17 protein-coding genes are annotated in these 15,273 nt (G+C 73.7%); 4 read left to right on the forward strand and 13 right to left on the reverse strand.

The genetic code is table 11. The annotated features are described in order from the left end of the window. Positions 1-32 precede the first annotated feature (32 nt). The 3 genes from GA0115242_RS09005 to GA0115242_RS09015 form a co-directional block, all read right to left on the reverse strand. A complete protein-coding gene (locus GA0115242_RS09005) occupies positions 33-248 on the reverse strand; it encodes an I78 family peptidase inhibitor (protein WP_093826381.1) in 216 nt (71 codons plus the stop codon). 402 nt (positions 249-650) lie between these two features. Then, complete coding sequence (locus GA0115242_RS09010; RefSeq protein ID WP_093826383.1) at positions 651-1,256, reverse strand: LysM peptidoglycan-binding domain-containing protein; 606 nt, start codon at positions 1,254-1,256, stop codon at positions 651-653. Between the two features lie 512 nt (positions 1,257-1,768). After that, on the reverse strand, positions 1,769-2,443 hold the full coding sequence (locus GA0115242_RS09015) for a LysM peptidoglycan-binding domain-containing protein (protein WP_093826385.1): 675 nt from the start codon (positions 2,441-2,443) through the stop codon (positions 1,769-1,771). 551 nt (positions 2,444-2,994) lie between these two features. On the opposite strand from GA0115242_RS09015, the gene GA0115242_RS09020 reads away from it, so the two are divergent. Together GA0115242_RS09020 and GA0115242_RS09025 are read left to right on the forward strand one after the other, a co-directional pair. Beyond that, entirely contained in the window at positions 2,995-3,771 is a 777-nt protein-coding gene (locus tag GA0115242_RS09020; protein ID WP_093826388.1) for a hypothetical protein, read from the forward strand. Positions 3,772-3,851: 80 nt separating this feature from the next. Further along, complete coding sequence (locus GA0115242_RS09025) at positions 3,852-4,283, forward strand: hypothetical protein (protein WP_370672259.1); 432 nt, start codon at positions 3,852-3,854, stop codon at positions 4,281-4,283. Positions 4,284-4,350: 67 nt separating this feature from the next. Here the strand turns inward: GA0115242_RS09025 and der are convergent, their stop codons facing one another. From der to aroH, 5 genes are all read right to left on the reverse strand, one after another. Further along, positions 4,351-5,826, reverse strand: a complete 1,476-nt coding sequence (gene der, locus GA0115242_RS09030) for a ribosome biogenesis GTPase Der (protein WP_093826390.1) — start codon at positions 5,824-5,826, stop codon at positions 4,351-4,353. Positions 5,827-5,903: 77 nt separating this feature from the next. Then, entirely contained in the window at positions 5,904-6,491 is a 588-nt protein-coding gene (locus tag GA0115242_RS09035; protein WP_202555100.1) for a lysophospholipid acyltransferase family protein, read from the reverse strand. Between the two features lie 53 nt (positions 6,492-6,544). Next, on the reverse strand, positions 6,545-7,231 hold the full coding sequence (gene cmk, locus GA0115242_RS09040; RefSeq protein WP_093826395.1) for a (d)CMP kinase: 687 nt from the start codon (positions 7,229-7,231) through the stop codon (positions 6,545-6,547). A gap of 135 nt (positions 7,232-7,366) precedes the next feature. Further along, positions 7,367-8,452, reverse strand: a complete 1,086-nt coding sequence (locus tag GA0115242_RS09045; RefSeq protein ID WP_093826397.1) for a prephenate dehydrogenase — start codon at positions 8,450-8,452, stop codon at positions 7,367-7,369. Continuing rightward, a complete protein-coding gene (aroH, locus tag GA0115242_RS09050; protein WP_093826399.1) occupies positions 8,449-8,811 on the reverse strand; it encodes a chorismate mutase in 363 nt (120 codons plus the stop codon). The genes GA0115242_RS09045 and aroH overlap by 4 nt, the downstream gene beginning before the upstream one ends. Positions 8,812-9,076: 265 nt before the next feature. On the opposite strand from aroH, the gene GA0115242_RS09055 reads away from it, so the two are divergent. Then, positions 9,077-9,487 (forward strand): Rieske (2Fe-2S) protein, encoded by a 411-nt coding sequence (locus tag GA0115242_RS09055; RefSeq protein WP_093826401.1) that lies wholly within the window; start codon positions 9,077-9,079, stop codon positions 9,485-9,487. A 22-nt stretch (positions 9,488-9,509) separates the two neighbouring features. Further along, positions 9,510-10,244 (forward strand): nucleotidyltransferase domain-containing protein, encoded by a 735-nt coding sequence (locus GA0115242_RS09060; RefSeq protein WP_093826403.1) that lies wholly within the window; start codon positions 9,510-9,512, stop codon positions 10,242-10,244. Between the two features lie 42 nt (positions 10,245-10,286). Here GA0115242_RS09060 and GA0115242_RS09065 read toward each other — a convergent pair whose 3' ends face one another. The 5 genes from GA0115242_RS09065 to GA0115242_RS09085 form a co-directional block, all read right to left on the reverse strand. Continuing rightward, positions 10,287-11,312 carry an ADP-ribosylglycohydrolase family protein gene (locus GA0115242_RS09065; RefSeq protein WP_093826406.1) on the reverse strand — a complete coding sequence of 342 codons (1,026 nt, stop codon included), beginning with the start codon at positions 11,310-11,312 and terminating at the stop codon, positions 10,287-10,289. Beyond that, entirely contained in the window at positions 11,309-12,040 is a 732-nt protein-coding gene (locus GA0115242_RS09070; RefSeq protein ID WP_093826407.1) for an NUDIX hydrolase, read from the reverse strand. Before GA0115242_RS09070 ends, GA0115242_RS09065 begins: the two co-directional genes overlap by 4 nt. A gap of 157 nt (positions 12,041-12,197) precedes the next feature. Then, a complete protein-coding gene (locus tag GA0115242_RS09075; RefSeq protein ID WP_093826409.1) occupies positions 12,198-13,319 on the reverse strand; it encodes a pseudouridine synthase in 1,122 nt (373 codons plus the stop codon). After that, positions 13,319-13,888, reverse strand: coding sequence for an SMC-Scp complex subunit ScpB (scpB, locus tag GA0115242_RS09080; RefSeq protein ID WP_370672260.1), 570 nt, complete (start codon positions 13,886-13,888; stop codon positions 13,319-13,321). The genes GA0115242_RS09075 and scpB overlap by 1 nt, the downstream gene beginning before the upstream one ends. 65 nt (positions 13,889-13,953) lie before the next feature. Next, the gene (locus GA0115242_RS09085) at positions 13,954-15,270 is read right to left on the reverse strand and encodes a segregation and condensation protein A (RefSeq protein ID WP_093826412.1); all 1,317 of its coding nucleotides are present in this window, start codon (positions 15,268-15,270) and stop codon (positions 13,954-13,956) included. Between the last annotated feature and the right edge of the window lie 3 nt (positions 15,271-15,273).

Raw genomic sequence — 15,273 nt, forward strand, 5'->3', positions numbered from 1 at the left:
CACCACGGAACCGGGGCCTGTGTGCGTCGCCGTCAGCCCTTCCAGGACCTGGCCACCCGCCCGTCGCGCACCTCGAAGTTCAGCCGTCCCGCCCGGTACTCCATCGTGACGATCGCGCCCGGCGGCAGGGACCGCACCGTCGTCCAGCCGCGGGTGCGCGCGCGGCGCTCGGCGTCGGCCGCGTCGAGGCCGACGTAGCCCTCCGGACTGTCCTGGGGCTCCTGCTGCGGAGTGGGTATCGGTGCCATACGGCCACGCTAGGCCCTGCCGGGCGGACGGGGAAGCGGGGGCCGTCGCCCTGGGTCACCCGTCCCCTCACGGTCACGCTTCTGTCACAGGATCACGACACGCGTTTCGGTCGAACTCCGTCACACGATCGAGCGGTTCAAGCCGTGTTCCTCATGTCATTCCCGGCCGCGCGGACCTCATTTCCGCGCACTGTCAGGGGGCTATGAATTCCCTCGCCTGGGCCCGTCGCCGCACGGTCCGAATACGGGCCCCGCGCGGCCCGGGAACAACCGCGCAAGAGGCTGGAAATATCCATTCACGGCTGTTTCCACGGGTGGTTGCGGCCGTTGACGGCGGGTGAGAATTACACGCTTCCCTCACAGGTCCCCCGCACCGACGGAGCCGCCCGGCGCGGGCGGCCGTCAGGGGGCGGACCGCAGCGGCGGCCCGAAGACGGCCGGGGCCCGGCCGGGGGCGACGGAGCGGGAGGCGCCCGACGGGAGGGCGAGCAGGGTGCCCGTGCCGAGGCGGTCGGGGCTGGCGCCGACCGTGTCCCGGTTGAGGGCGTACAGGCTCCGCCAGCCGCCGGGGACGCCGTACTTGCGGGCGATCGAGCTGAGGGTGTCGCCGGACTTCACGGTGTGCATGCGCCCCTTGAGCCCGAGCTTCTTCGCGCAGGCGGGCCAGGCCTCCCAGCCCTGGACGGCCAGCACCTCCTGGGCGACGGCGATCTGCTGGTCGCGGGTGGCGAGGTCGGCGCGCGGGGCGTGGCGCAGGCCGCCGAACTCCTCCCAGGTGGGCTGGAGGAACTGGAGTCCGCCGTAGAAGCCGTTGCCGGTGTTGGCGTCCCAGCGTCCGCCGCTCTCGCACTCGGCGAGGCAGCTCCAGGGCCCACGGCCGTCGGCGCAGTCGCGGGGCACCCGGGCGAAGGACGGTCCCGCGGACGGCGGGGACGGCGCGGCGTGCGCGGTGACGGGCAGGAGCGCGGCCGTCAGGGCGGCGGCGAGGGCGATCGGGGTGCGGGGCATCGGGCCACGCTAGGCAGGGCGGGCGGCGGGGCCGCCGTGGCGCGTCCGGGAGCCCGAAGGGCCCCACCCGGTCGGAGGACCGGACGGGGCCCGTGCCCGGGACCGCGAAGTGCCGCTTCGATGACCCGGCCCGGGGTCCCTGGGAGCACACCGCCCCGGCCGGCGTCCGCCCGGAGGCGGCGACACGGAGACCCGGTCACCACCCCGGACGACCGCCCCGCCCCGGGACCGACCCCGGGGACCGGTCTCCGGTCGGGGCAGCGGCTCAGAGACCCGGTCGCCGTCCCGGACGAGCGGCTCTCCTCGGGACCGGCTCCGGGGACCGGCCTCCGCCCGAGGACACCGGCTCAGAGACCCGCTCGCCACCCCGGACGACCGGCCCGCCCCGGGACCGACCCCAGGGACCGGCCCACACTCGGGGCAGCGGCTCAGAGATCCGCTCGCCACCCCGGACGACCGCCCCGCCCCGGGACCGACCCCGGGGACCGGTCTCCGTCCGGGAGGGGACCCGCTCAGAGGTTCAGTTGCTGGCCCGGCACGATCAGGTCGGGGTCGCCGCCGATGACGTCCCGGTTGGCGGAGTAGAGCCGCTGCCAGGTGGTGCCGTTGCGCTGGGCGATCACGCTCAGGGTGTCGCCCTCGCGGACGGTGTAGTCGCCGCGCGAGGCGCCGCGGGTGGTGCCGCTGGAGGGACGCTCCGGTGCCTTCCGCGGCTTCGCGGCCGCGGTGCCGCCCGAGGTCCGTGCCGACGTGGACTCCGGGGCCGACCTCGGCGTCGAACCGCCGCCCGGCGCCGAGACGGCCGGGGCGTCACCGGCCGCGCCCGCCCGGCCCGAGCAGACCGGCCAGGCACCCCAGCCCTGCGCGCCCTGGACCTTGGTGGCGACGGCGATCTGCTGCTCCCTGGTGGCCCCGTCGGCGGTCGCCGCGTAGGCCGAGCCCCCGTAGGCGCGCCAGGTGCTCGCCGAGAACTGGAGACCGCCGAAGTAGCCGTTCCCGGTGTTGATGTGCCAGTTGCCGCCGCTCTCGCACTGGGCGATGCGGTCCCACACCCCGCCACCCGCGGCCGCCGCGTTCCCGGTCGCCGCCAGTACTCCCAGCGGGGCGAGCAGGGCCGCCCCGGTGAGGACCGCCGCCGTGCGGGTCCTGCTGACGCTGCCGCGCGTGGTATCGGCACATTCGGACATGTAGTTCCCTCTCCAAGCGCCCGGGGTCCCCCAAGGCGGGGCGGGCCGACGGCACAGGGGCCGTTCGCCGCGCTCCGCCCCGTCCGCCGACGGTGGTGGTGCTGTCGTTCACTGGTACTGCTCGCTTGGTGCGGTCGGCGGACGTTCCCGAGCGGTGCTCGATGCACACGGCGGAGGAATCTAAGGAGCCGGGCGGGCCGAGGACAACCAACGGCCCGTCGCGGCAGGCCAGTTCAGGGTTACCGCCGGTATCAACGATTTCAGGACACCCACTTCATCACTGGATATCCCGATATTGCGACCAGTAGGCGGAGCTGACTGTGACTCACATCACCACTCCAACTCCCTTGCGGTTTCACCGCATTGACGATGAGTGACCGCTTCCGGACCGATCGTGACCGTCTGCGTCGGACGGATTGATTACGTTCGCCCTGGAGCGTGACCACCGCCACAGATCGCCCGTTGTCTTCTTCATGAGCCCGGGGCCCACCCGGTTCACGGGCCGGGAGCCACCCGGTCCCGCCCCGCACCACTTCCCGAGGGAGCCACCCGTGCCGCGCATGCTCGACGTCAGCGACGAGGTACGTGCCGAGATCGGCGACGAAGAGGCCGACCGGCTGCTCGCCGGAGACAACGCCCCCGGCAGCTACGACTGCACGTCCTGCCGCACCCCGGGCGACTCCGGACAGGAGCGCACCAGCACCGTCCTGTTCATCGGTGACGAGACCGCCGTCCTCGCCTTCGCCCACGCCACCTGCCTGCCCTCCCAGGTGGTCCAGGTCACCGAGGACCAGCTCCAGGGAGCCGTGCGGTCCATCTCCGGCGACTCCGCCCCCTCGAAGGTCGTCCCAGAGCAGGCCGTGCTCGGCGTGACCAGCGGACTCGTCCTGATCGCCGGGGAGTTGCACCCGGCCCTCGTCGTCGAGCCGACCGCGCCGATCGCCCGCCCCGGCACCGACGGCCTCCACGGCGACGAGTTCCTGCCGCTCCTCGTCGAGCAGGGGTTCACGCCCCTCTCCTCGATCGACGCCGCGCCCGCCGTCCTGCACGGCTGGTCGGTGCTGCTCGCGGTGGGCCAGCTGCACGCGGTGCTCCAGCCCGGCCCGAACGGCGGCCAGCCGGTGGCCTGGTGGCAGGCGCACCAGCCGCTCCAGGTCACCGACAGCTGGCGGGCCGCGGCCAACAAGCACCAGCAGGTGCTCATGTTCGCGGCCCCGGTCGGCTCCATCGGCCGTCAGCCCCGCGAGGACCTGCTGCGCGACGCCCTGGACAAGGCCGCGGCCAACGGCCGGCTGGTCGCCGCCGCGATGCCGCTCGCGGGCGTCTGAGCCGCCGTCCTCGCCTCCGCACGCCCCTGAAGAGGTGCTCCCCGGCCGCATCCCTTCAGGGGCGGGGTCGTTTGCACAACGTGCACTCCTACGACGCTCCGCTCCGCCAGGCCTACCAGCCGGTCCCGCCGCTGTCCCCGCTGCGTCACGGGAGGGAGATCCCCCCGGCGCGCTCGGCCCACGACGTCTCCGGCGGCCCCTCGGTCACGCCGATCTACGACGCCCTCTACGCCGAGTACGTCAAATCCTTCCGCACCCTGCCGGGCGACCGCAGCGGCGAGGAGGAGCTGGGCTTCACGGCCTTCGGCAACATCCCCTACGGCGCGGGCGTGCACTCCCAGGGCCCCGGGCACCGTCCCGGCTCGTTCAGCAGCTCCTACAGCGCCTACAGCGCCGGGGCGTACAGCGCCCGGCAGCAGTCCCAGTGGCAGCGGGTGGGCCACATCGGGCAGCAGGGCACCGGGATGCAGCACGTACCGGCCGCGCTGCCGCCCGGCGGCCGCGACCGCTGAGCGGCGCGCACACGACGAAGGGCGGCCCCGGTTCCGAGCGGGGCCGCCCTTCGCGCTGCCGCGCGCGCTACTTCTTCTTGCCGCGCTTCTCGCGCACCCGCACCGAGATGTGGATCGGGGTGCCCTCGAAGCCGAACTCCTCGCGCAGCCGGCGCTCGATGAAGCGCCGGTAGCCCGCCTCGATGAACCCGGAGGCGAACAGCACGAACCGGGGCGGCTTGGTGCCCGCCTGGGTGCCGAAGAGGATGCGGGGCTGCTTGCCGCCGCGGATCGGGTGCGGGTGGGCGGCGACCAGTTCACCGAGGAAGGCGTTCAGCCTGCCGGTCGGCACCCGGGTCTCCCAGCCCGCGAGCGCCGCCTCGACGGCCGGGACGAGCTTCTCCATGTGCCGCCCGGTGCGCGCCGAGACGTTGACCCGGGGCGCCCACGCGACCTGGCCGAACTCCGTCTCGATCTCGCGCTCCAGGTAGTAGCGGCGCTCCTCGTCGAGGTTGTCCCACTTGTTGTAGGCGATGACGAGCGCGCGGCCCGCTTCGACGGCCATCGTCACGATCCGCTGGTCCTGCACCGAGATGGACTCGGTGGCGTCGATCAGGATGACCGCGACCTCCGCCTTCTCGACGGCCGCCGCGGTGCGCAGCGAGGCGTAGTAGTCGGCGCCCTGCTGGAGGTGGACCCGCTTGCGGATACCGGCGGTGTCGACGAACTTCCAGGTGACACCGCCGAGTTCGATCAGCTCGTCGACGGGGTCGCGGGTGGTGCCCGCCTGCTCGTTGACGACGACGCGCTCCTCGCCCGCCACCTTGTTCAGGAGCGAGGACTTGCCGACGTTCGGGCGGCCGATCAGGGCGATCCGGCGCGGGCCGCCGATCGCGGTGCCGAAGGTCTGCTCGGGCGCCTCGGGCAGCGCCTCCAGGACGGCGTCCAGCATGTCGCCGGTGCCCCGGCCATGCAGCGCGGAGACGGGGTGCGGCTCGCCGAGACCGAGCGCCCACAGGTAGGAGGCGTCGGCCTCGCCGCTGGGCCCGTCGACCTTGTTGGCGGCGAGCACGACCGGCTTGCCCGCCTTGCGCAGCAGCCGGACGACGGCCTCGTCGGTGTCGGTCGCGCCGACCTTGGCGTCCACCACGAAGACGACGGCGTCGGCGGCCTCGATCGCGTACTCGGCCTGCGCGGCCACGGACGCGTCGATGCCGAGGACGTCCTGCTCCCAGCCGCCGGTGTCGACGACCTTGAAGCGGCGGCCCGCCCACTCGGCCTCGTAGGTGACCCGGTCCCGGGTGACACCGGGCTTGTCCTCGACGACGGCCTCGCGGCGGCCGATGATCCGGTTCACCAGGGTCGACTTGCCGACGTTCGGACGGCCCACGACGGCGAGGACCGGGAGCGGTCCGTGACCGGCGGCCTCGATCGCGCCCTCGACGTCCTCGCTGTCGAAGCCCTCCTCCGCGGCCAGCTCCATGAACGCTGCGTACTCGGCGTCGCCAAGCGCCCCGTGGTCGTGCTCCTCGCCCGAGCCCTCGGAGTGGATGTGGTCGTTCATGAAGTCCGTACCTCGTTCATCGTGGTGATCGGTGGGCCGTCCCGGTGTCGCCGGACCGGACCACTACTCAGTGTCGCCTAGCGACCGGTCAGTCGCCTGGCGTTTTCCAGGTGGGCGGTGAGCTGCTTCTGGATGCGTTCGGTGGCCTCGTCCAGGGCCTTGCGGGTGCGGCGGCCGGAGCCGTCGCCCGCCTCGAAGGGGTCGCCGAAGACGACGTCGACGCGGGAGCGCAGCGGCGGCACCGCCTTGACCAGACGGCTGCGCCGGTCGGTGGAGCCGAGCACGGCCACCGGGACGACCTGCGCGTTGCCGCGCACCGCGAAGTAGGCGAGCCCGGCGCGCAGCGACGCGAAGTCGCCCTCGCCGCGGGTGCCCTCCGGGAAGATCCCGAGGACCCCGCCGTTCTTCAGGACGTCCAGCGCCCGGGTGATCGCGCCGCGGTCGGTGGTGTCCCGGTCGACCTTCAGCTGCCCGATGCCCGTCAGGAACGGGTCGAGCGGGCCGACGAACGCCTCCTTCTTGATGAGGAAGTGCGTCGGCCTGGGCGCCACGCCCATGACCATGGGGCCGTCGATGTTGTGCGCGTGGTTGACGGCGAAGATGACCGGGCCGGTCGTGGGCACCTTCCAGGCGCCCAGCACGCGCGGCTTCCACAGGCCGTACATCAGGCCGACCCCGATGCGCCGTCCGATCTCGGCGCCCCGCTCGGAGGACTGTGTCACTTCCCGGCCCGCTTCTCCTCGACGAGGGTCACGACGCACTCGATGACCTGGGCGAGGGTGAGGTCGGTGGTGTCGACCTCGACCGCGTCGTCGGCCTTGGCGAGCGGCGAGGTCTTGCGGCTGGAGTCGGCGGCGTCCCGCTTGATCAGCGCCTCGCGGGTGGCGTTGACGTCGGCGCCCTTCAGCTCGCCGTTGCGGCGGGCGGCGCGGGCCTCGGCGGAGGCGGTGAGGAAGATCTTCAGGTCGGCGTCCGGGAGGACGGTGGTGCCGATGTCCCGGCCCTCGACGACGATGCCGCGCTCGGCGCCGGCCGCCACCGTGCGCTGCAGCTCGGTGATGAGCGCCCGCACCTCGGGCACCGCGCTGACCGCGCTGACCCGGGAGGAGACCTCCTGGGTGCGGATCGGGGCGGAGACGTCGACGCCGTCGACCGTGATGGTCGGGGCGGCCGGGTCGGTGCCGGAGACGATCTCGGGCTTCCCGGCGACGGCGGCGATCGCGGACGGGTCGTCGATGTCGATCGCGTTGGCGACCATCCACCAGGTGATGGCCCGGTACTGGGCGCCGGTGTCCAGGTAGCTCAGGCCGAGCTGCGTGGCGACGGCCTTCGACGTGCTCGACTTGCCGGTGCCGGCGGGGCCGTCGATGGCGACAATCACGGGCTGGGCGGCGCCGTTTTCCACGGGGGGACACCTTCCTGGTGCGGTGCGGTGGGAGTGTGTGGGGCGCGATCGTGCCCCACACAAGGTTACTGGCTCGCCGGAGGGGGTTTCACGGCCGGAGGGCCCGCCCGCCCGGGGCCTCCTCGGTCCGGTCCCTCACTGCCGGATGGCCCAGCCCCGTTCCCGCAGCGAGGCCGTGAGGACGGGTGCCGCGCTGGGCTCCACCATGAGCTGCACCAGGCCCGCCTGCTGCCCGGTGGCGTGCTCGATGCGGACGTCCTCGATGTTGACCCCGGCGAGACCGGCGTCGGCGAAGATGCGGGCGAGCTGGCCCGGCTGGTCGTCGATGAGGACGGCCACGACCTCGTAGGAGCGGGGCGCGGAGCCGTGCTTGCCGGGGACCCGGACCTGCCCGGCGTTGCCGCGCCGCAGCATGTCCGCGATCCCGGCGCCGCCCGCGCGCCGCTTGTCCTCGTCGGCGGACTGCAGGGAGCGCAGGGCGCGCACGGTCTCGTCGAGGTCGGTGGCGACGTCGGCGAGGAGGTCGGCGACCGGTCCGGGGTTCGCGGAGAGGATGTCGATCCACATGCCGGGGTCGGAGGCGGCGATCCGGGTCACGTCCCGCACCCCCTGGCCGCACAGGCGCACGGCGGACTCCTCGGCGTGCTCCAGCCGGGCGGCGACCATGCTGGAGACCAGGTGGGGCATGTGGGAGACGAGCGCGACGGCGCGGTCGTGGGCGTCGGCGTCCATGACGACCGGCACGGCCCGGCAGTGCGAGACCAGTTCGAGGGCGAGGTTGAGGACCTCGGTGTCGGTGTCCCGGGTCGGGGTGAGGACCCAGGGGCGGCCCTCGAACAGGTCGGCGGTGGCGGCCAGCGGCCCCGAACGCTCGCGGCCGGACATCGGGTGGGTGCCGATGTAGGCGGACAGGTCGAGGCCGAGCGCCTCCAGCTCGCGGCGCGGTCCGCCCTTGACGCTGGCCACGTCGAGGTAGCCGCGGGCGACCCCGCGCCGCATGGCGTCGGCGAGGACGGAGGCGACGTGGGCGGGTGGGGCGGCGACGACGGCGAGGTCGACCGGCGCGGTGGGCGGCTCGTCGGTGCCGGCGCCGAGCGCGGCCGCCGTGCGGGCCTGCTCGGGGTCGTGGTCGGCGAGATGCACGACGACGCCCCGCCGGACCAGCGAGAGGGCGGCGGAGGTGCCGATGAGGCCGGTGCCGACGACCAGCGCGGTCCTCACTGGGCGATGTCCTTGCGCAGGGCGCCCGCGGCACCGAGGTAGACGTGCGCGATCTCGGCGCGGGGCCGGTCGGACTCGATGTGCGCGAGGATCCGCACGACGCGGGGCATGGCGCCCTCGATGTCGAGTTCCTGCGCGCAGATCAGCGGGACGTCCACGATGCCGAGCTTGCGCGCGGCGGCCGCGGGGAAGTCGCAGTGCAGGTCGGGGGTGGCCGTGAACCAGACGCTGATCAGGTCGTCGGGTGTCAGGCCGTTCCGTTCCAGGACGGCGGTGAGCAGGGCTCCGACCTGCTCGTCCATGTGTCCGGCCTCGTCCTGTTCGAGCTGGACGGCCCCCCGGACCGCTCGTACCGCCACGGTGCTGCTCCTCGTCGTCTCACTGCTCGGTTCTCGGACCGTCCAGCCTAGCCAGACCGCGCGGAACGGCATCGCGGCGCCCGCCTCCTGAGACGGCGGCGGCCCGAGCGGTGGATCGGCCCGGTGAGCGCCTTTTCTCCGCTCTCCACCGTTTCCCTCCCGATTTGCTCCGCCTCGGGTGCTTCGGGTGCCAAGATGCTGCTGCTCCGTCCGGAGCGACCGCCTCGGCCTTCCGCCTCCCTTCCCGCACGTACGGAGTGACGACATGACCCACAGCCCGACCCGGCGCACGATCCTGCTCACGACGGGCGCGGTGACGCTCGCCGCCGGATGCGGCTCGGAGAGCGGCGGCGGCAGCGGCTCCGCATCGAGCCCCGCGGCCTCCGGCGGCCGGGAGCTGGCGACGACGGCCGACATCCCGGTCGGCGGCGGCACGATCTTCAACAACGAGAAGGTCGTGGTGACCCAGCCGAAGAAGGACGAGTTCAAGTGCTTCTCGGCGATCTGCACCCACCAGGGGTGCACGGTGGCCAAGGTCGCGAACGGCACGATCGACTGCCCGTGCCACGGCTCCAGGTTCCACATCGCGGACGGCTCGGTGGCGCACGGCCCGGCGACGAGGCCGCTGCCCGCCGAGAAGTTCGAGGTGCGGGGAAATTCGATTCGCCTGACGTGAGGGTCCGCGTACCGTCCCGTCCATGCCTTCCGATCCGGCCCGCTCCGCGCCCCCGGCCCCCGAGACCCTGGTCCGCGACCACACCGTCTACGCGTGCGTGATGGGGTCACGGGCCTTCGGTCTGGCGACCGGGGACAGCGACACCGACCGACGGGGCGTCTTCGTCGCCCCCACTCCCCTGTTCTGGCGCTTCGAGAAGCCGCCGACGCATGTCGAGGGGCCGGCCGACGAGCAGTTCAGCTGGGAGCTGGAGCGGCTGTGCGAGCTGGCGCTGCGCGCGAACCCGAACGTCCTGGAGTTCCTGCACTCCCCGCTGGTCGAGCACGTCGACGACACCGGGCGTGAACTCCTCGCGCTGCGCGGGGCGTTCCTCTCCCGCGACGTCCACCGGTCGTTCACCCGCTACGCGGTCGGGCAGCGCCGGAAGCTGGAGACGGACCTGCGGACGCACGGCGCCCCGCGCTGGAAGCACGCGATGCATCTGCTGCGGCTGCTGACCAGCGCCCGCGACCTGCTGCGCACCGGCGCGCTCACCCTCGACGTGGGCGAGCAGCGCGAACCGCTGCTCGCCGTGAAGCGCGGCGAGGTCCCCTGGGACGAGGTGCTGACCAGGATGGACCGGCTGTCCGCCGAGGCGGACGAGGCCCTGCTCCGCACCCCGCTCCCGAAGAGCGCGGACCGCCCCCGGGTGGAGGACTTCCTGGTCCGCACCCGTCACGCCTCGGCCCTGCGGTACCAGGGCGGGCCGCGGAGGTAGCGCCGTCCGCCCACCGATCGGGGGGGCTCCGCAGGGCCCGCCCTAGACGTCCCAGAGCGCGCCCAGGGCCGCCAGGTCGGTGCCGTGCTCGACGCGGTCGGTCCACGGGCCGGGCCAGGCGTCCGGGCCGAGGTGGGCGCCCGCGAACGCGCCGGTGAGGCAGGCGAGGGAGTCGGAGTCGCCGGAGGTGCAGGCGGCGCGGCGCAGGGCGGTGAGCGGCTCGCCGGGGAACCAGAGGAAGCACAACAGGCCGGTCGCCAGGGCCTCTTCGGCGATCCAGCCGGCCCCGGTGGCCAGACACGGGTCGGTCTCGGGGGAGACGCCGGTGACCGCCTCCTGGAGCCGGTCGAGGATCGCGAGGCACTCGTCCCAGCCGCGCGCGGCGAAGCGCTCGGGGGTCGGGTCCTGGCCGCGGGTCCACAGGTCGCCCAGCCAGTCGTGCGGGTAGCGGGTGCGCCGGGCGAGCGCGTACGTCCTCAACTCCTCGATCAGGCGCTCGGGTTCGAGACCCCGGGCGAGCAGGTGCACGGCCCGTGCGGTGAGGTCGGAGGCGGCGAGCGCGGTCGGATGGCCGTGGGTGAGGCCGGACTGCAACTGGGCGGCGCCTGACCGCTGTTCGTCGTCGAGGCCGGGGACGAGCCCGACCGGCGCGACGCGCATGGTGGCGCCGCAGCCCTTGGACGCGACCTGGCTGGCGTCCTGCCAGCGGCGGTCGCCGTCCGCCAGGAGGCCGCAGGCGGTGAGGCAGGTCCGGCCGGGGGCGCGGTTGTTCTCCGGTGACCGGTACCAGGTGCCGAACTCCGCGCGCAGCGGCCCCTCCAGGCTCCCGGGCGTGAGCGCGCCGTGGTCCGCGGCGGCGCGCAGGGCGTGTCCGACGGCGAGCGTCATCTGGGTGTCGTCGGAGACGAGCGCGCGCCGCGGCAGCTCCATCCCGCGCCAGGGGCCGCACGCGGCGAGGATCGCCGGGACGTCGTCGAACTCGGTGGGATAGCCGAGCGCGTCCCCGAGGGCGAGCCCGAGCAGCGAGCCGGTGGCGGCGCGCCTGCGGACGGGGGCGGTGGTCGTCATGCGGGGCGTCCTTCCCTGGCGGGGCGCAGCAGCGGCGGGTGGAGGGTCGCGGCGGGGCCCGCGCGGTAGACGGCGGCCGGTTTGCCCCGGCCTCGGGTCAGCCGGGCGGCGCCGGGCACCGGTTCGACGAAGCCGGGGGTGGCGAGCACCTTGCGGCGGAAGTTCGGTCCGTCGAGGGAGGTGCCCCACACGGCCTCGTAGACGTGGCGCAGCTCACCGAGGGTGAACTCGGGCGGGCAGAAGGAGGTGGCCAGGCCGGTGTACTCCAGCTTGGCGCCGACCCGGTCGTGGGCGTCGGCCAGGATCCGCTCGTGGTCGAAGGCGAGGGCGGGCGCCGGGTGGTAGGGCAGCCAGGCGGCGCGGGCCGCGTCGCTCCCGGCCCGGGGTTCGGGCGCGTCGGGCAGCAGCGCGGCGAAGGCGACGGAGACGACCCGCATCCGGGGGTCACGGTCGGGTTCGCTGTAGGTCCGCAGCTGCTCCAGGTGGAGGCCGGTGACGTCGTCGAGGCCGGTCTCCTCGGCCAGCTCGCGCCGCGCGGCCGTCTCGGCGGACTCGCGGGGTTCGACGAAGCCGCCGGGCAGCGCCCAGTGGCCGGCGTAGGGGTCCTGGCCGCGTTCGACGAGCAGGACGTGCAGGGCGCCCGAGCGGACGGTCAGGACGGCGAGGTCGGCGGTGACGGCGAAGGGTTCGTAGGCGTACTTGTCGTAGCCGGTGCTGGTGTTCCCCATGTGTTCTCCCCCGTCACACGCCCAGACTTAAGAGTCAGAGCGACTATTAACATGGGTCGACTATAAGGAGATCCCCGGGCCGGGGGCAAGGGAGAGAAACAGATCGGCCGGTCCCGGAGAGTTCCGGAACCGGCCGATCCGCCGTGCGGGCGGGCGTCTACAGCTCGACTTCCTGCATCAGCATGCCGACCTCGGTGTTGGACAGCCTGCGCAGCCAGCCCGACTTCTGGTCGCCCAGGGTGATCGGTCCGAAGGAGGTGCGCACCAGCTTCTCCACCGGGAACCCGGCCTCGGCGAGCATCCGCCGCACGATGTGCTTGCGGCCCTCGTGCAGCGTCACCTCGACGAGGTAGTTCTTGCCGGTCTGCTCGACGACCCGGAAGTGGTCGGCGCGCGCGTACCCGTCCTCCAGCTGGATGCCGTCCTTGAGCTGCTTGCCCAGGTCGCGCGGGATCGGGCCGACGATCGCCGCGAGGTAGGTCTTCTTGACGCCGTACTTCGGGTGGGTCAGCCGGTGGGCCAGCTCGCCGTGGTTGGTGAGCAGGATGACACCCTCGGTCTCGGTGTCGAGCCGCCCCACGTGGAAGAGGCGGGTCTCCCGGTTGGTGACGTAGTCGCCGAGGCACTGGCGGCCCTCGGGGTCCTCCATCGTGGAGACGACACCGGCGGGCTTGTTCAGCGAGAAGAACTGGTACGACTGCGTGGCCACGGTCAGCCCGTCGACCTTGACCTCGTCCTTCTCCGGGTCGACCCGCTTGCCCTGCTCCAGCACGATCTCGCCGTTGACCTCGACCCTGGCCTGCTCGATCAGCTCCTCGCAGGAGCGCCGGGAGCCGTAGCCCGCGCGCGCCAGGACCTTCTGCAACCGCTCGCCCTCCTGCTCGGCGCCCGGGAAGGTCTTGGGGGGCCTGACGTCCTTCTTGCCCGCGTACCGGTCGCGGTTGCGCTCCTCGGCCCGCGCGTCGTACTCGCGCGAGGTGGCGGGCACCCACCGTCCGCGCCCGGTGCCCTGCCCCTGCTTGGGGCCGCCCTTGGCGCCGCCGCGCGCGGAGGCACCGCGCCCCGACTTGGGGCCCTCGTGGGACGCGCCGGGGCCCACGTCGTAGCGGCGCTCCTCGGGGCGGGGCTTGCTGGGCCTGCCGCCCTGCCGGTCGTCCCGGTTGTCGCCGGAGCCGCGGCTGCCTCCCCGGCCACCGCCGCTCCCGCCGCGGCCGCCGCTGTTGCCACCACGGCTCCCGCCGTTGTTTCCGCTGCTGTTCCTGCCGCTGCTGCTTCGCATCAAAGTTCCGTCTTGTCGTCTGCGTCCTCGGAATCCGGAGCGTCCGGATCGAACGACGGGACCCCTTCCAGTGTGTCGGCCTCGATCGCCTCCGCCTCCGGGAGGAAGGGCGCGAGCTCCGGGAGCTCGTCCAGGCCGCGCAGGCCCATCCGCTCCAGGAAGTAGTTCGTCGTCGTGTACAGGATCGCACCTGTTTCGGGTTCCGCGCCCGCCTCCTGCACCAGACCGCGCTGGAGCAGGGTCCGCATGACCCCGTCACAGTTGACCCCGCGGACCGCGGAGACCCGTCCGCGGCTCACCGGCTGCCGGTAGGCGACGACCGCGAGCGTCTCCAGCGCGGCCTGGGTGAGCCGGGCGTGCTGGCCGTCCAGGACGAACCCCTCGACGGCCGCCGCGTACGCGGGACGGCTGTAGAACCGCCAGCCGCCCGCGACCAGCCGCAGCTCGAAGCCGCGGCCCTGCGCGGTGTACTCCTCGGCCAGCGCCCGCAGCGCGGCGGCCACCTGGCGGCGGGGCCGCTGCAGGATCTTCGCGAGGTGCTCCTCGGTGGCGGGCTCGTCCACGACCATGAGGACGGCCTCGAGTGCGGGTGCGAGGTCCAGGCGCTCGACGGCGGTCCCGGTCTGCTCGGTGCTCACGCCTTCTCCTCCTTCGGCGGCCGGGGCGCCCGGTCGAACTCGTCGGTCACCGTCGGCCCGGCCTCCCCCGCGCCGCCGGTCCAGCGCACCAGCAGATCGCCGAGCGCCGTCTCCTGCTCCAGCGCGACGGCCTTCTCCCGGTACAGCTCGAGCAGCGCCAGGAAGCGGGCGACGACGGTGAGGGTGTCGTCGGTGTCGGCGACCAGCTCACGGAAGTCGGCCTCGCCGCGTTCCCTGAGCCGCGCGACCACGATCCCGGCCTGCTCCTGCACGCTGACCAGCGGCGCGTGGATGTGGTCGACGTACACCTGCGGCCTGGGCCTGGGCTGCATCGCCTTGACGGCGAGCCGCGCGAACCCCTCAGGGCCGATGCTGATGACGACCTCGGGCAGCAGCTCCGCGTGGTGCGGTTCGAGGCCGACGGTGCGGGGGTGGCGGCGGGCCTCCTCGTCCAGGCGCCGGTTGAAGATGTCGGCGACCTGTTTGTAGGCGCGGTACTGCAGCAGGCGGGCGAAGAGCAGGTCCCGGGCCTCCAGGAGCGCGAGGTCGGCCTCGTCCTCCACCTCGGCGGCGGGCAGCAGCCGGGCCGCCTTCAGATCGAGCAGGGTGGCGGCGACGACCAGGAACTCGGTGGTCTCGTCCAGGTCCCAGTCCGAGCCCATGGCCCGGATGTACGCCATGAACTCGTCGGTGACCCGGGACAGGGCGACCTCGGTGACGTCCATCTTGTGCCGGGAGATCAACTGGAGCAGCAGATCGAACGGCCCCTCGAAGTTGGCGAGCCGGACCTTGAAGACCCCGCCGCCCTCGTCGTCGCCGTCCCCGGCCACGTCCGCCCCGGAAGAATCCGCGTCCCCGGCCGCCCCCGCGACCCGGACCGGAGGCTCGGGGCCCACCGGAGCGGGGACGGGAGCCGGGGGTTCGGGGGCCGGGGGTTCGGGGGCCGAGGTCTCGGGCTCGGGACCGGAGAGTTCCGGCTCCGGTTCGGAGACCAACGTCTCGGGTCCGGGGACGGAAACCGCGGGCTCGGCCTTCGCCTCCGGCTCCGGGGGAGAAACCTGGGCCTCGGCCTCGGCCTCGGTCCCCGGATCCGGGGCGGCGGGCTCAGGGGGCCGGGAGGGGAGATCCGGCGTGGACGGCGGCGGCCCATCGGTGTCCGCCGAAGGCTCGTGCGGACGTGGAGTCCCGGCGGGCTCGGGCGCCCCGCGCGCCGCCTCGGCCGGGAGGGCGTGCGCCCCCGGGCCCCTGCCCAGCGCACGCCGTCGCCCGGCGGGCGGTCCGGGTGCGGGGGCGGGTCCGTCGTTCGAGGTCATGGC

The organism is Streptomyces sp. SolWspMP-5a-2 (assembly GCF_900091845.1).
Lineage (GTDB): Bacteria > Actinomycetota > Actinomycetes > Streptomycetales > Streptomycetaceae > Streptomyces > Streptomyces doudnae.

Coding starts and splice junctions, on each gene's coding strand:
- GA0115242_RS09005 (WP_093826381.1), bottom strand. CDS start 248: ATGGCACCGATACCCACTCCGCAGCAGGAGCCCCAGGACAGTCCGGAG.
- GA0115242_RS09010 (WP_093826383.1), bottom strand. CDS start 1,256: ATGCCCCGCACCCCGATCGCCCTCGCCGCCGCCCTGACGGCCGCGCTC.
- GA0115242_RS09015 (WP_093826385.1), bottom strand. CDS start 2,443: ATGTCCGAATGTGCCGATACCACGCGCGGCAGCGTCAGCAGGACCCGC.
- der (WP_093826390.1), bottom strand. CDS start 5,826: ATGAACGACCACATCCACTCCGAGGGCTCGGGCGAGGAGCACGACCAC.
- GA0115242_RS09035 (WP_202555100.1), bottom strand. CDS start 6,491: ATGTACGGCCTGTGGAAGCCGCGCGTGCTGGGCGCCTGGAAGGTGCCC.
- GA0115242_RS09055 (WP_093826401.1), top strand. CDS start 9,077: ATGACCCACAGCCCGACCCGGCGCACGATCCTGCTCACGACGGGCGCG.
- GA0115242_RS09060 (WP_093826403.1), top strand. CDS start 9,510: ATGCCTTCCGATCCGGCCCGCTCCGCGCCCCCGGCCCCCGAGACCCTG.
- GA0115242_RS09065 (WP_093826406.1), bottom strand. CDS start 11,312: ATGACGACCACCGCCCCCGTCCGCAGGCGCGCCGCCACCGGCTCGCTG.
- GA0115242_RS09070 (WP_093826407.1), bottom strand. CDS start 12,040: ATGGGGAACACCAGCACCGGCTACGACAAGTACGCCTACGAACCCTTC.
- GA0115242_RS09075 (WP_093826409.1), bottom strand. CDS start 13,319: ATGCGAAGCAGCAGCGGCAGGAACAGCAGCGGAAACAACGGCGGGAGC.
- scpB (WP_370672260.1), bottom strand. CDS start 13,888: ATGGTCGTGGACGAGCCCGCCACCGAGGAGCACCTCGCGAAGATCCTG.
- GA0115242_RS09085 (WP_093826412.1), bottom strand. CDS start 15,270: ATGACCTCGAACGACGGACCCGCCCCCGCACCCGGACCGCCCGCCGGG.